Below are 14,637 nucleotides of genomic sequence, written 5' to 3' on the forward strand. Positions count from 1 at the left end.
GGTCTTTTTTATGTCTTTATGCACCTTACTATGAAACAAACATAGCATATTCAGAAACTACTAATTGTACGGAGGTGAGGAACAGTGGCAAGTGATGATTCGGCCCAGATACCCATATGTTTTACGTTAATATTTCACCATGTAGGTAGGAAAGAAGCTGTTCCTCCCAATTTTAAATAGTCGAGTAACAGATTGTTTCCTCCTTCATGAAAGAGGAGGAACTACCAATGTTAAATTTACAAAGACAAGAAACAAAGCATGCTTACGATCAAGATAGCATGAAAGCAAATAACGAATTATTAGTGGAAGTTGCAACACAGGATGTAAACTCTGCGTTAAAACTCTTAGAAACAACACAAGATGGTCTCTCTAAACAAGAAGCGTCTCGTAGACTTTCTTTATACGGTCCGAACGAAATTGCTCATAATAAAACATTGCCATGGTATATTCAATTTCTGCTGGCATTTAAAAATCCATTTATTTTTGTTTTGTTAGCTCTTGGAGCACTCTCTTTTTTCACAGATGATATACAAGGAACAATTGTCGTATCTGTAATGGTACTGCTAAGTGCAACGATTCGCTTTTTACAAGAATTCCGCTCTCAGAAAGCGGCGGATAAGTTAAAGGCTATGGTTCGAACAACTGCGAGTGTCTTTAGAATAGATGGATTTGTACACGAAACAAAAAACGTAACAAATTTAAATCGAAATTACACAACAGAAATTCCAATTGAAGAACTTGTACCTGGCGATATTATTTCACTTTCAGCTGGTGATATCGTGCCAGCTGATGTGCGTATTTTATCCGCAAAAGATTTATTTGTTAATCAGTCTTCTTTAACCGGGGAAGCACTTCCTGTAGAAAAATACGAAAACTGCTACCATACGGAAAATAAACATATATTACCGAAAAACATGAAAAAAAATTACAATCCGCTCGATATGGAAAACCTTTGCTTTATGGGTACAAATATTGTTAGCGGTAGCGCAAAAGCTGTTGTTGTTTCAACTAGTACGGATACGTATTTCGGCTCTTTAGCAAAAAAGGTTATCGGAAAACGTGCAGAAACAAGCTTTGATAAAGGCGTAAACAAAGTAAGTTGGCTCTTAATCACATTCATGCTTATTATGGCACCCATTGTCCTTCTCATTAATGGATTCACAAAAGGAGATTGGCAAGAAGCTTTCTTCTTTGCTATTGCTGTTGCAGTTGGTCTTACACCTGAAATGCTGCCAATGATTGTAACTGCTAATTTAGCTAAAGGTGCCGTTAACATGTCTAAACAAAAAGTAATTGTAAAACAGCTCAACTCTATTCAAAACTTAGGTGCTATGAACATTCTTTGCACAGATAAAACTGGAACTTTAACAGAAGATAAAGTTGTCCTAGTTCGTCATTTAGATCCTAACGGAAATGAATGCGATCGTGTATTACACTTTGCCTATTTAAATAGCTTCTATCAAACGGGATTGAAAAATTTAATAGATAAAGCTGTTATTGAACATACAGAGGAAAACCATAAATTTGATCCATCAGCTTTTCAAAAGCTAGATGAAATTCCATTCGATTTTGCTCGTCGTCGTATGTCTGTCATCGTGAAAGATATTTCAGGTGAACATACAATGGTTTGTAAAGGTGCCGTAGAAGAAATTTTATCAATCTGTAATTACACTGAAGTTGATGGACAAATTGTCCCTCTCACTGAAGAAATGAGAGCAAATGTAAAACATCTTAGCGAAACTTTAAATAGTGAAGGAATGCGTGTCATCGCTGTAGCATACAAGAAAGATAACAAACCTTATCATAAAGCTTATGCAGTACAAGATGAATCCGCTATGATCCTTACTGGATATATCGGCTTTTTAGATCCACCAAAACCATCTGCTGCTTCTGCAATTCAAGCATTGCAAAAACACGGCGTACAAGTGAAAATCTTAACTGGTGATAACGAAATTGTTACAAGAAAGGTTTGTAAAGACGTTGGATTAAATATAGGAGAGCCTGTCCTCGGTTACGAAATCGATTCTTTACCAGATAAAGCATTAGCAAAACTGGCAGAAGAAACAACAGTGTTCGCAAAACTAAATCCAATGCAAAAATCTCGTATTATTCACGTATTACAAGGTAATGGTCATACTGTAGGTTACATGGGCGATGGCATTAACGATGCCGTGGCATTACGTGAAGCTGACGTTGGAATATCTGTTGATACCGCTACCGATATCGCAAAAGAATCTTCTGATATTATTTTACTCGAAAAAAGTTTAACTATATTAGAAGCAGGTATTTTAGAGGGACGTACTACGTTCGGCAATATTTTAAAATATATCAAAATGACGGCGAGCTCTAACTTCGGAAATGTATTTAGTGTATTAATAGCAAGTGCTTTCATTCCATTTTTACCGATGCTTGCAATTCATCTCTTAATTCAAAACTTACTTTATGATATTTCACAGCTTTCAATTCCATGGGATAAAATGGATAAGGAATTTCTAGAGAAGCCTAGAAAATGGGATACTGCAAACTTGCGTAACTTCATTATTTGCATCGGTCCAATTAGCTCTATATTCGATATTATCACATTCGTTGTCATGTGGAATGTATTCGGTGCAAATACACCTGGAGAACAATCACTATTCCAATCTGGTTGGTTTGTCGTCGGGTTACTAACTCAAACATTAATTGTCCATATGATCAGAACACAGAAAATTCCGTTTATTAAAAGTACAGCATCAATACCAGTTCTTGTATTAACCGCTTGTATTATGGCAATCGGAATTTACATTCCATTCTCACCACTTGGTGCAGCAATTGGTTTACAAGCATTACCACTAAGCTATTTCCCGTGGCTCATAGGAATATTATTAGGTTATGCTTTCTTAACACAATTCCTGAAAAAGCTTTATATTAAAAAATTCCATAGCTGGTTGTAAAAATGAGAATGAGTGGGTATTTCTCACTCATTCTCAAAAAATATAACATGTACTTATATGTATGGAGGTGACCATGATGATATGGTATGACATCGTATTAAGGTTATTTATAGCAATTATTGTAGGAGCTTGCATCGGAATGGAAAGACAATGGAGACATCGAATGGCTGGTTTGCGGACAAATGCTCTCGTATCACTTGGCGCCTGTATATTTGTTTTATTATCCGTCATGCTTGATCATGATGCTAGTCCATCACGCATCGCCGCTCAAGTTGTTAGTGGTATTGGCTTTTTAGGAGGCTGTGTTATTATTCGTGACGGTTTTAGTATTAGAGGGTTAAATACAGCGGCAACTTTATGGTGTGCAGCTGCTGTTGGTACTCTTACAGGTGCTGGCTTCCTCGTTGCAGCTATGCTAGGTGCAGCCGGCGTCTTACTAGCAAATATACTACTACGCCCAATCGCTCTATTTATGAATAATAAATCAAAAGAAGATTTACCCGAGCAAACAAACTACTTACTTTCTCTTACTTGTTCAGAAGAAAATGAAGCGCATATTCGTTTTCTTCTCATGCACATGGTAAGTTCTGAAGGTATCGGTTTAAAAGAATTGTACAGTGAAGACGTTGATTCTAACCAAAAAGTATGTATACAAGCTACATTACATTGCAATACAAATGCAGCTGTCTTAATTGAAAAAACAGTAAGTAGAATGCTTTTAGAATCTGGTGTTACTGCCGCGGGGTGGAAGACAACACTAGACTTAGAAGCAAGTTAAATCATAAAGGTGTCATGAATAAAACAGAAGGTTTAATATTCATGACACCTTCTGTTTTATTTTCAAGTTATTAGCAACTGCTAGGAATAACTAAAAGTAATCCATACTCATTCAATCTTTTTGTTTCAACTTRGTACGGGGCTAAAAAAGAAGGGTTTAAATCTCTAAAACCTTCTACATAAACTTATTTTCTAATTTTTGCTGAAACGACTTTTCTTGCTTACGCAATAATTGACTACCTCTCTGTAAAAGAGGTGTTCCATACTTTTCATTAATTTGATCAATAACAGCAAGTAACGGCTCTTCTTTCGCATCTTCTTCGAATGAAAACAAATCTAACTGTTTCACTGATTCTGTCTTCCACTCTAATTCAGTAGCTGTAACACCTAACAGACGAACAGAATCACCATCCCAGTGTTGCTTCCATAAACGTGATGCTGATTGGAAAATAACCCGTTCTTCCCATATTGCATTTTTCAATTGTTTACTCCGTGTTACCGTGCGACGATCATGGTATTTAATCATAATTTGAATGTTATAACTAACGAGAGTTCGTTTTTGTAGCCTTTTGCTTACTGATTTCGATAATCTTTCTAACATATCAAGTAATTCTTTTTCTTCGTCCATATCCTTTGAGAAAGTCATCGAATTTCCAACGCTTTTATGTTGTCCCATTTGATTCGGATCAACTTCCCTGTCATCCATACCTTTTGCACGTTTTTGTAAATCAACACCGTGCTTTCCAATTTTAGCGCGAATGATATGCTCGTCTCCTTTTGCTAACTGTTCAATTGTATGTATATGAATGTCTTTTAGTTTTTCAGCAGTTTTCTCTCCGATTCCATGCATCTCTGCAACTGATCGTGGCCAAATAATTTCTGGGATATCACGTTTTCGAAGTACTGTAATTCCAAGAGGTTTTTTCATATCTGAAGCAGTCTTTGCTAGGAAAAGGTTTGGGGCAATCCCAATGCTACATGGAAGCTGTAACTCTGTTAGTAACGCTTGTTGAATCATCTTCGCTATTTCAAGAGGCGAACCGAGCGCATAGCAATCTGTAATATCTAAATACCCTTCATCTATAGAAAACGGTTGTATTTTTTCTGTAAAACGGGAAAGAATTTGAAACATTTGAAATGAAGCTTCTCGATATAATGTAAAATTAGGGTGCCTCACAACTAATTGCGGGCATAATCGCTTCGCTTCCCATAGAGGCATCGTCGTACGTATTCCATATTCTCTCGCCTCATAACTACATGTTATGATAATCCCTTTTCTCTCTTTTTCATTCCCCGCAATCGCTAATGGCTTTCCTTGTAATGATGGGTCATGAGCAATTTCAACAGATGCGAAAAAGCAATTCATATCTACATGTAAAATGACACGACCATTTTTCGGATACATTTCTCGCATACTACTCACCCCTCAAAGAACATTTGTTCCTTCATTATATCAAATTTCTTTACACTTTATAATAATTATGGGCTTTTCTCTATCTATTTTTTGTTATACTGTACGTAACAAATGGATATTATTGTAAAGGAGATGAATCGTTATGAAACAACATAATAAACTCAATTATGTATTTATTATTATTATAGTAATCCTTGCGATTAATTATTTGTTACTTCCCCTTTTTAACATTAACATTTACGCTTTAGGAATCTTCTCTCATTTCATACGTTTTACAACAACTTATGTACTTCCGTGGGTCTTCTTATATTGGCTTATCCGCCTTGTGAAAGCAATTGAATCAAAATAAAAAAAGACGTGTAAACCATAATTGGTTCACGCGTCTTTTTTTATTACTTACTTCGCTACTTCTTCAATAATAGCTACAACTAATTCTGCTGTTTTCGCTAATTCTTCAACAGGAATTTTTTCATTTGTTGTATGAATTTCTTCATAACCAACTGCTAAGTTAACTGTTGGGATACCATGTCCTGCGATTACGTTCGCATCACTTCCGCCACCACTTTGGTGAAGAGAAGGCGTACGACCAATGTTTTCAGCTGCACGTTTCGCAACTTCTACAACGTGATCGCCAGCAGCAAACTTAAATCCTGGATACATAACGTTTACTTCAACGTCTGCATGACCACCCATTTCTTTTGCAGTTGTTTCAAATGCTTCTTTCATTTTTGCAACTTGTGCTTCCATTTTCTCATTTATTAAAGAACGAGCTTCTGCAAAGATTTGAACATGATCGCAAACGATATTTGTTTGTGTACCACCTTCAAAACGTCCAATATTTGCAGTTGTTTCAGAATCGATACGACCAAGTGGCATCTTTGCGATTGCTTTTGCTGCGATAGTAATTGCAGATACACCTTTTTCTGGTGCTACGCCAGCATGAGCTGTTTTCCCGCGAATAATCGCATTCACTTTCGCTTGTGTTGGCGCTGCAACTACAATTTCACCAACTTTTCCATCACTATCTAATGCATAACCATATTTTGCTGTAATGCGCTCGCGGTCTAACGCTTTTGCGCCAATAAGACCAGATTCTTCTCCAACTGTAATAATAAATTCAATTTTACCATGAGGAATGTTTTTCTCTTTTAAGACACGAATCGCTTCAAACATAGATGCTAATCCAGCTTTGTCATCGGCTCCTAAAATTGTAGTACCATCTGATACGATATATCCATCTTTAATAGAAGGCTTAATTCCATTACCAGGAACTACTGTATCCATATGAGAAGTGAAATAAATTGTATCAACACCGTCTTTTGTTGCTGGTAAAGTACAAATTAAGTTACCTGCACCATGACCAGTCACACCCATCGTGTCATCCTCAAATACTTCTACACCTAAAGCAGTAAATTTCTCTGTTAACACTTTGCAAATTTCTGCTTCAAATTTCGTTTCAGAATCTACTTGTACTAACTCCATAAATTCATTTACTAAACGTTCTTGATTAATCATAAGACTGCGCCTCCTGCACTACCATTATGTATGTAACAACATTAATTATAACAGAATTTCGCAAAAGTTTCGAAATACAAGACAAAAAACAGATGGTTAACACATCTAGATACCCATCTGCCTTCTATTACTCGTTTAACAATACCCAGCGCATATGATCTTCCCAGATGCCATTTACCATTAGCATTTTTCGAGATACACCTTCATATTGAAATCCTATCTTCGTCACTACTTGTATAGATGCTAAATTTCGTGGCATAATTGGTGCTTCTATACGATGTAAATGAAATTCTTCAAAGGTAACTTGAATTGCTTTTCTAAGCGCTTCTGTTGTGTAACCTTTATTCAATTCTTCCTTATCTAATTTATAACCGAGTACACAAGATTGATAAATTCCGCGAACAATTAGATTAAATGAAATACATCCAATAATTTTTGTATCATCACCCTTTTTAAAAATCCAAAGCCTGATAATCTTGCCTTCCGCGAACTCTTTTCTATCCTTTTGTAACTTTTTCTTTTGATAATCTAACGTGAAAAAACCCTCCGGTCTATACTCTTCCCACGCTTTTAAAAATTCACGATTTTTGTCGTAATATTGAAGAACTTTTTCCGCATACGACTCATCAATTTCTCTTAAATGTAAACGATCTGTCTCGTATATTTTCATCATTGTATCTCCATTCTTCAGCTTGCATAACAAAAAATTAATAATCTATCTTTTAACATATTCTCTACGTATGCTCAAATTCCCTGTAATATTTTGCACCCCCTTCCCGAATTTTGTCCTTTCTCTCCCCTTGTCCACAATTTCATTTCTCGTTACAATGAAATTGTACTGATTTGCAAGGAGGTTTAACGATGCATAAAAAAGCTCAAAAAATTATGGTTTATATAATGTTAATTTCTATGCTTGTAACAACATTACTTACTGGCGCAAGTATGTTTTGGTAAAAAGGACGATTCACTCGTCCTTTTTTTACTGCTTACACATACAAAATAGACCATCTCGAAATCGAGATAGTCTATCTTGTAATGAACATTTTATTTTATATATATTACAATTGCTACAATGCTAAAGGAAAAGGCCATTACAAGTGCTATTACAAAACTTGTATATTGTTTCTGCTGAAATGCCCCAATAACAAAAGTAAGATTGAGTAATGCCATAAATACAATCGCTACAACGTAAGAACATATATTAAAAGTTGCCAATATGAATGTAATAACAAATAGAAAACCAACACAAAACTGCATGTAAGAAATTTTTGGATTTAAATACATATGAGCAACCCCTTTACTCAATTATCTTTATATATTCTCATTAACGCATGGTTATGTACACATGTCAAGACAACTTATAATAAAAGAAAAAGCCAACCGTTTCGTTGACTTTTCCAAATACTATGGCCCCTTTTTCCTTCGCCAATTGCTGAAATGTTTTTTTCGATTTCACAATCGATACTTTTGTTCCAATTGGAATACGATCAAACAAATATTCCACATCATGTTTCTTCATTCTTATACATCCTTGCGAAATATATTTTCCAATTGAACTAGGCTGGTTTGTCCCGTGTATCCCATACTTACTTCCATCCGTTCCTCTTGCATTAAATCCCATCCACCTCGATCCAAGTGGATTTTTTGGAGAGCCCCCAGGAATATCCTTCGCAATATAATAGGGATCCTTCGCCTTCAATACAATGTCAAAGGTTCCTTCTGGGGTTAATTCATTTGTTTTTCCTGTCGCTACTGGAAAAACCTTTTGGATCTTCCCATCATCGATGTAAGCTAGTTTATTCGTTGCTTTATTTACAATTATAAAAGGATCTCCAGCACGTGGGTTATCACCAAGAGGCCAGATCGGTGATAGAGAAAGACATAATAATAAAGAAAGAAGATACGGCATATATAGTTCCTACCTTCTAAATAAGTTCTTTTATATTATCCTTTCCCCTAAAACGACTTTTAATGAGTAAATATTGCTCCATCTCATAAACAAGTTGAACAAGTTTTGCACGTATTTCAAATTCTTCTCGCGAGACTGGTAAAGGCATTTCTCTAAATACTTCTCGCATTTCTTGAAGTTGTCTTAACGAAATGACCCCTGTACTTTCAGGTCGAATAGAATTCCCTATATTTTCAATTACGTCTGCAATCATATCAGCTTGTTCATACGTCCAAGATAGTGATGCAGCTAATGGTATCATGCGCTCCAAAATTTCAAATTGTTGCATACGCATATCAAAATACCGATAATAATAGTCATCTTCACGCATAAATTCATTCTCAAGTTTTTTAAATGATAAATCTTTCGCTTCTTTCAGCATCATTTCTGTTTCAATTAATTCGGCCCCACTCCAATTACTATCTCGATTCCGTAAATAAACGACCATTTCAAACAAAATCGTTCTGAAATGCTCTTCTATTTTTCCTTGATACTCTTTCAGTTTATTCTCACTGCTTGGCATGTACATGTTTACTAATAAAGCAACACTAATTCCAATCGTTAATATAGCAATTTCATTACCAACTATAGACCATGTAATTTGCTTTAATGAATACAGATGCATAACGATAACCGAGCTCGTGACAATCCCTTCTTGAATTTTGCACATAACTGCAGTTGGAATAAAGGTAAGCAGTAATACGCTAATCGCTAGTGGTGTATAACCAATCGTTTCAAAAATACAAAACGCAAATACCATTGATAATACACAAGCTAAAAAACGGTGCAACGATACTTGAACTGATTTTCGTTTCGTATTTTGCACGCATAAAATGACTAAAATACCAGCTGAACTATAAAATTCTAATCCTAATAGCTGAGCAATAAAAACTGCAGCACCCGTTCCAAGCGCTGTTTTCACTGTTCTATATCCAATTTTAAGCATATCATTACTCCTATATGTATAAACGTATTTAAAAATAGTATAAAAAAAGGATGACGCAATGTCATCCTTTTCTACCTATTATTCACGTACCCTTCACATATTACAATATCTTTTGCAAAAATTCTTTTGCACGGTCACTTTTTGGTGCTGTAAAAAACTCTTCCGGATTACTATCTTCTACGAGCTTTCCACCATCTAAAAAGAGAACACGGTCTGCTACTTCTTTTGCAAATCCCATTTCATGTGTAACGATTGCCATCGTCATTCCTGTCGTAACTAATGATTTCATAACTTCTAACACTTCTTTCACCATTTCTGGATCTAGCGCAGAGGTCGGTTCATCAAATAACATAACTTCCGGTTCCATCGCTAACGCTCTTGCAATTGCTACACGTTGCTTTTGTCCTCCTGAAAGACGATTTGGATATGAATCTTTCTTATCAAGCAGTCCTACTTTATCCAAAAGTTCCTGAGCCTTTTTCTCAGCCACTTGCTTCGTTACTCCTTTTACATTGATAGGAGCATACGTAATATTTTCTAATACAGTCATATGAGGGAATAAGTGAAAATGTTGAAATACCATTCCGACATTTTCACGAACATGCATAATATTTGTTTTCGGATTCGTTACTTCTTCCGTTCCAATCCAAATTTGACCATTTGTCGGTGCTTCTAGTACATTCATACAGCGTAAAAACGTTGACTTTCCAGATCCAGACGGTCCGATAATTGCAACAACTTCTCCTTTTTCAATCGTTGTTGTAATTCCTTTTAATACTTCATTTTTTCCAAATGACTTATGAAGGTTTTCAACTTTAATCACTTTTCTTCATTCTCCCTTCAATGGCTTTCCCGACTAATGTAAGAATAATGACTAACATATAATAAATAAGTCCAACAAACAGTAATGGTTCAAGATATTTAAACGTTTCACCGCCTACAATATAAGCACGGCGCATTAAATCTGTGGCTCCAATTACAGTTACTACAGCCGATTCTTTCGTAAGAGTCGCAAATTCATTTACAAGTGCTGGTAATATATTTTTTAAAGCTTGAGGAAAAATAATATTTTTCATCATTTTCCCGTAAGGAATCCCTAAAGCCATAGCTGCTTCTGTTTGTCCTTTATCAACCGCTTGAATGCCGGCACGAATTACTTCTGACATATATGCACCTGAATTTAAACTAAATGCAAGTACAGCTGCTAAAAAGGCTGGTATCTCATATCCAATCATTTGCGGAACACCGAAATAAATAATCATTAATTGTAATACTAGTGGTGTACCACGAAATATTGAAGTATATATATCTGCTGCAATATTTAATGCTCGTATTCTAGCAATTTTGCAAAGTGCTAATAACGTCCCTAAAATAAATCCTGCTAAAGCTGATGCAGCTACAATTTTTAATGTAACTTCTAAGCCCTTTAATATATATGGTATTGAAGGCGTAATTGCCGAAAAATCCAAATTCATCCTTTTCATTCCCCTCACAGAAAAGTGAAAGGCAGCTTATTTTCCGCTGCCAAACCATTTCTTAACTAATTTATCCATCTCTCCATTTTCTTGCATTTTCTTAATTACTTTATTAAATTCTTCTGTTTTATCACTATTTTTTGAAAGAGCAATTGCTGCCCCTACTTCTTCTGGTGCTTCTTGAATTTCAATTCCTTGTAGTTCTTTCATTTTTTCTAAATAATTTTTTGCAACCGTGTCTTCTATAATTGCAGCGTCAAAACGACCAGCTTTAATTTCTTGTACGATTTCTGGTATACGGTCACGTCCCTCAGCTTTGAAATCGACTTGTTTCTGAAATTCTTTTGCCTTTTCTTCTTGAATTGACCCTGTTTGTACCCCTACTTTTTTCCCTTTTAAATCTTCTAACGATTTAATATTAGAGCCCTTTTTTGAAACAATCATATTTTTAGCAACAAAATATATATCTGTGAAATCAGCATTATTTTTACGCTCTGCAGTTGGCGTCATACCTGCCATAACGAAATCAACTTTTCCTGAATTAAGAGATGCTAATAATCCGCCAAAATCCATATCTTTCACTTTTACTTCATATCCAAGTTCTTTTCCGATATATTTTGCAATATCAACATCAAAGCCGATAATTTCATCACTTTTTGAAGCTTCCACGTATTCATACGGTTTATAGTCTGCTGAAGTCCCCATAACGAGTACTTTTTTATTTTTGCCATTCGCCTTTTCTTCCCCATTACTACAAGCACTGAACATACTTACAATTAAAATAAGTGCAAATGATATTGATAATAACTTCTTCATCTTTCTTCCCCCTAATAATGTATATTTAAAAGTTTAATAGAATATTTATTCGATGTTTGTATTGTATCAGCACTTTCATTTTTATGCAATATTTAAAATAAAAATAAACACAAAAACATTATTAAGTTCGTTTTCACTGCATAAAAACATGCATAAAATATCAATCCTATGTATGTCCAATCATTATAAAGTGAAACTTTAATCAGTGGGACTGATTATTAGCCTTCACCAATCGGGCGTTTACGGGCAGCCCCGACTCCCACCTAACTTCTTTGCTCCACCTGAATTTTGAGGTGGGAGTTTTACTGCCCACAAATAGCGGGATAAAAAACAAATAAAAAAGCGGTACGTCCACTTGTCCTGGACGTACCGCTTTTTCTCTTACTTATAGTTCTTCGCAATTATCTTCGAAATAAGATTGTAGTTTTGCAATTACTTGCATTGGTTCATGACCTTCAATTTCATGACGTTCTACCATCGTTACAATTTTTCCATCTTTCAATAACGCAAATGATGGAGATGAAGGTGGATATCCTTCAAAATATTCACGAGCTCTTGCTGTTGCTTCTTTATCTTGACCCGCAAATACCGTTACAAGGTGGTTAGGGCGTTTATCATAATGTACGGAATGTGCAGCAGCAGGACGAGCAATGCCACCTGCACAACCACATACAGAGTTTACCATTACAAGTGTTGTTCCATTTCTTTTAAATGCTTCTTCGACTGCTTCTGGTGTCGTCAATTCTGTATATCCCGCAGAGACAATCTCTTCACGCGCTTGACGGACAACATCATTCATAAAAAAGTTAAAGTTAATCAATCTTTTCCCTCCTCTAATTCTACCTATTTGTATCTTACCAGTTAATGTTTATGAAATACAAGTAAGTTTACTTGTATTTAGGCATAGAAAAGGTGTTAGAGCCCTTGCTCTAACACCTTTTTTTAATGGCCACGATGCTTTTGCTTTGCTTTTTGTACTTTAATTAAACGTCTTCTTTGTTTTTCAGCTTCTCGCTTCTCTTTAGACTGCACTTTCTTTTCTTGTTTATACAATTCATAAGATAAACTAATCGCTTCTTGTGCCTTAGTAAAACGTTTTACATTTACTTCTTTTGCCGCTTGTCGTATGATACGTTTTATATTTTTGGGACGCTGTTTTTCTTTCACTTCCACACCGCATTTTGCAACGTGCTGGAAATATGCTAACATTGGACCATTCACAAATATAAGTACTTCTTCATCTGAAGGTTCCATTCCAAAAATATACCTTGCTCCATACAATTTTCCTTTTTCTTTATGCGTAATAATTCCTACGAAAAATTGACCATCGTGATATACTGTCAAATCCATTGACAGCCCCTCCTTTAAAAAAATTAGAAATACTGGACATCCCGGAGGGGAAGGTTACTGACATGAAATCATGCGTCTGGACTACCAACCAGATCTGTGTTTTTGTATTTCTTCCAATACTATTATATCTTTTTTTCCATAATTTTCATATATTCTACAATCATTTTTTTATGCGATCCCACAATATAATCAGGTAGCTCTGTTACCGGGAAGAATTTAAGCTGAACCGCTTCTTCTTTATTCATAACAAAATTCCCTTCGTATTCATCGGTATAATAGGCTGTCGTTACGGATTGAAACTCATCACCGTTTGTTAATTTTGAAAAATAGTTCGCTCCAGAAAATACATTGATTAATCGGAGGTTCTTTACTTCTATTCCTGTCTCTTCATATACTTCACGGTAAGCTGTTTCTTCTGGTGACTCACCAAGCTCCATTAGCCCGCCAGGCAACCCCCATTTTCCGTACGGCTCTGTTCTTTGCTGTAATAATACATATCCACTTTCATTTATAACGAGTACAACAGCACCAACTAAAATTAAAGGGCGATGACCAACTACTTTTCGTAATTCCTCTACATATCCCATCGTATCCCTCCTTTTTCGTTGTCCACACTATTGTATCATATGTATGAAACGACAAAATGCGTATATTTTTCATTTTTTTAACAAAACATTTATTTTATGCGCTTCATCTACTGTAGCTAACATAATGGATTCGATTTCTGCACTCTTCTCTAAACACTCTTTCGCCCACTCTTCTGTTTTTCCTACTAAAGCTAGAACATCTTGCTGAATCCTCCCATCCTTTACTAATACAAAAGAAACTGGAGATCTTCTTCCCGCCACTTTCAGATCAAGCCGCGAAACTGCTTCATATTCTGGATACTGAAATATAGAAACAACACCATTCGCTTCCCACAATGCTAATTTAATCGTTTGAATATCGCTCACATTTCGCATACGAATTTCCGAAAATAAATATTCCACCGTAATTCTCGCTTTTTTCAAATTGCTAAAATCAATGGAACCATTGTGTATAAGAATAATAGGTGCTGGCTCTAAAAAGCGTCTCCATCTATCCCATTTCAACATTAAGACTGAGCTTATAATGTGAAGTACAACGAGTATGAACGTTGTAATCATCGAGCCGAGTAACCCCACTTTTTCATCAGATAATGCGTTAGAAATATTCCCACCAAGCAATAATACTAATACGACATCTAAAAAACGAAGTTGTGCGATGGACCTTTGTCCCATCGCTTTCGCAACTAATATTAAAAATATGTATGCTATGATAGCTCGAATAACCCATTCACCATTAGATAGATGCCGTGCTCCTTCAAAAATATGCATATGCATCACTTTGCACTCCTTACCCGTCTCAAACTGCTATTCTGTCTTAGTTTGCAACGTTTAAGGGCATATATGTAAAAAAGCTAGTTCGTTTTTACACGAACTAGC

Annotated in this window: 17 protein-coding genes; 4 read left to right on the forward strand and 13 right to left on the reverse strand. The window is 35.6% G+C overall.

The window, feature by feature from the left end; translation table 11 throughout:
- The first annotated feature begins 227 nt into the window (after positions 1–227).
- Positions 228–2,933 (forward strand): magnesium-translocating P-type ATPase, encoded by a 2,706-nt coding sequence (mgtA, locus tag AC1DKZ_RS02465; RefSeq protein ID WP_242307716.1) that lies wholly within the window; start codon positions 228–230, stop codon positions 2,931–2,933.
- A 76-nt stretch (positions 2,934–3,009) separates the two neighbouring features.
- A complete protein-coding gene (locus tag AC1DKZ_RS02470; protein ID WP_476995606.1) occupies positions 3,010–3,711 on the forward strand; it encodes an MgtC/SapB family protein in 702 nt (233 codons plus the stop codon).
- A 174-nt stretch (positions 3,712–3,885) separates the two neighbouring features.
- On the opposite strand, the gene AC1DKZ_RS02475 is transcribed toward AC1DKZ_RS02470, so the two are convergent.
- Positions 3,886–5,124, reverse strand: a complete 1,239-nt coding sequence (locus tag AC1DKZ_RS02475) for a DNA polymerase IV (RefSeq protein WP_219303511.1) — start codon at positions 5,122–5,124, stop codon at positions 3,886–3,888.
- A gap of 142 nt (positions 5,125–5,266) precedes the next feature.
- On the opposite strand from AC1DKZ_RS02475, the gene AC1DKZ_RS02480 reads away from it, so the two are divergent.
- Positions 5,267–5,473 (forward strand): hypothetical protein, encoded by a 207-nt coding sequence (locus tag AC1DKZ_RS02480; protein WP_000809197.1) that lies wholly within the window; start codon positions 5,267–5,269, stop codon positions 5,471–5,473.
- Between the two features lie 47 nt (positions 5,474–5,520).
- Here AC1DKZ_RS02480 and AC1DKZ_RS02485 read toward each other — a convergent pair whose 3' ends face one another.
- Both AC1DKZ_RS02485 and AC1DKZ_RS02490 read right to left on the reverse strand, forming a co-directional pair.
- Positions 5,521–6,639 (reverse strand): tripeptidase T, encoded by a 1,119-nt coding sequence (locus AC1DKZ_RS02485; protein WP_002015107.1) that lies wholly within the window; start codon positions 6,637–6,639, stop codon positions 5,521–5,523.
- Between the two features lie 127 nt (positions 6,640–6,766).
- The gene (locus AC1DKZ_RS02490; RefSeq protein WP_002015105.1) at positions 6,767–7,312 is read right to left on the reverse strand and encodes a GNAT family N-acetyltransferase; all 546 of its coding nucleotides are present in this window, start codon (positions 7,310–7,312) and stop codon (positions 6,767–6,769) included.
- Between the two features lie 188 nt (positions 7,313–7,500).
- Between AC1DKZ_RS02490 and prli42 the strand changes: the two genes are divergently transcribed.
- Entirely contained in the window at positions 7,501–7,593 is a 93-nt protein-coding gene (gene prli42, locus AC1DKZ_RS02495) for a stressosome-associated protein Prli42 (RefSeq protein ID WP_000549036.1), read from the forward strand.
- A gap of 90 nt (positions 7,594–7,683) precedes the next feature.
- Here prli42 and AC1DKZ_RS02500 read toward each other — a convergent pair whose 3' ends face one another.
- The 10 genes from AC1DKZ_RS02500 to AC1DKZ_RS02545 all read right to left on the reverse strand — a co-directional run bounded on the left by AC1DKZ_RS02500 (position 7,684) and on the right by AC1DKZ_RS02545 (position 14,535).
- Positions 7,684–7,923 carry a DUF3894 domain-containing protein gene (locus AC1DKZ_RS02500; protein WP_002088543.1) on the reverse strand — a complete coding sequence of 80 codons (240 nt, stop codon included), beginning with the start codon at positions 7,921–7,923 and terminating at the stop codon, positions 7,684–7,686.
- Between the two features lie 64 nt (positions 7,924–7,987).
- On the reverse strand, positions 7,988–8,548 hold the full coding sequence (locus tag AC1DKZ_RS02505; RefSeq protein WP_002015103.1) for a L,D-transpeptidase: 561 nt from the start codon (positions 8,546–8,548) through the stop codon (positions 7,988–7,990).
- Positions 8,549–8,564: 16 nt separating this feature from the next.
- Positions 8,565–9,533 carry an aromatic acid exporter family protein gene (locus tag AC1DKZ_RS02510; RefSeq protein ID WP_113937101.1) on the reverse strand — a complete coding sequence of 323 codons (969 nt, stop codon included), beginning with the start codon at positions 9,531–9,533 and terminating at the stop codon, positions 8,565–8,567.
- 100 nt (positions 9,534–9,633) lie between these two features.
- Positions 9,634–10,356 (reverse strand): amino acid ABC transporter ATP-binding protein, encoded by a 723-nt coding sequence (locus AC1DKZ_RS02515; protein WP_002165089.1) that lies wholly within the window; start codon positions 10,354–10,356, stop codon positions 9,634–9,636.
- Positions 10,349–11,008: an amino acid ABC transporter permease gene (locus tag AC1DKZ_RS02520; protein WP_002015099.1), complete on the reverse strand. Its 660-nt coding sequence runs from the start codon at positions 11,006–11,008 to the stop codon at positions 10,349–10,351. Before AC1DKZ_RS02520 ends, AC1DKZ_RS02515 begins: the two co-directional genes overlap by 8 nt.
- A gap of 36 nt (positions 11,009–11,044) precedes the next feature.
- Entirely contained in the window at positions 11,045–11,824 is a 780-nt protein-coding gene (locus AC1DKZ_RS02525; protein ID WP_002015098.1) for a transporter substrate-binding domain-containing protein, read from the reverse strand.
- A gap of 385 nt (positions 11,825–12,209) precedes the next feature.
- Positions 12,210–12,623, reverse strand: coding sequence for a BrxA/BrxB family bacilliredoxin (locus AC1DKZ_RS02530; RefSeq protein ID WP_002015097.1), 414 nt, complete (start codon positions 12,621–12,623; stop codon positions 12,210–12,212).
- 143 nt (positions 12,624–12,766) lie between these two features.
- The gene (locus AC1DKZ_RS02535; RefSeq protein ID WP_002015096.1) at positions 12,767–13,174 is read right to left on the reverse strand and encodes a YjdF family protein; all 408 of its coding nucleotides are present in this window, start codon (positions 13,172–13,174) and stop codon (positions 12,767–12,769) included.
- Between the two features lie 122 nt (positions 13,175–13,296).
- Entirely contained in the window at positions 13,297–13,761 is a 465-nt protein-coding gene (locus AC1DKZ_RS02540; protein WP_431181675.1) for an NUDIX hydrolase, read from the reverse strand.
- A gap of 69 nt (positions 13,762–13,830) precedes the next feature.
- Entirely contained in the window at positions 13,831–14,535 is a 705-nt protein-coding gene (locus AC1DKZ_RS02545; protein ID WP_113937098.1) for a DUF421 domain-containing protein, read from the reverse strand.
- Between the last annotated feature and the right edge of the window lie 102 nt (positions 14,536–14,637).

The sequence above is a fragment of the Bacillus sp. 05T21 genome, assembly GCF_056396785.1.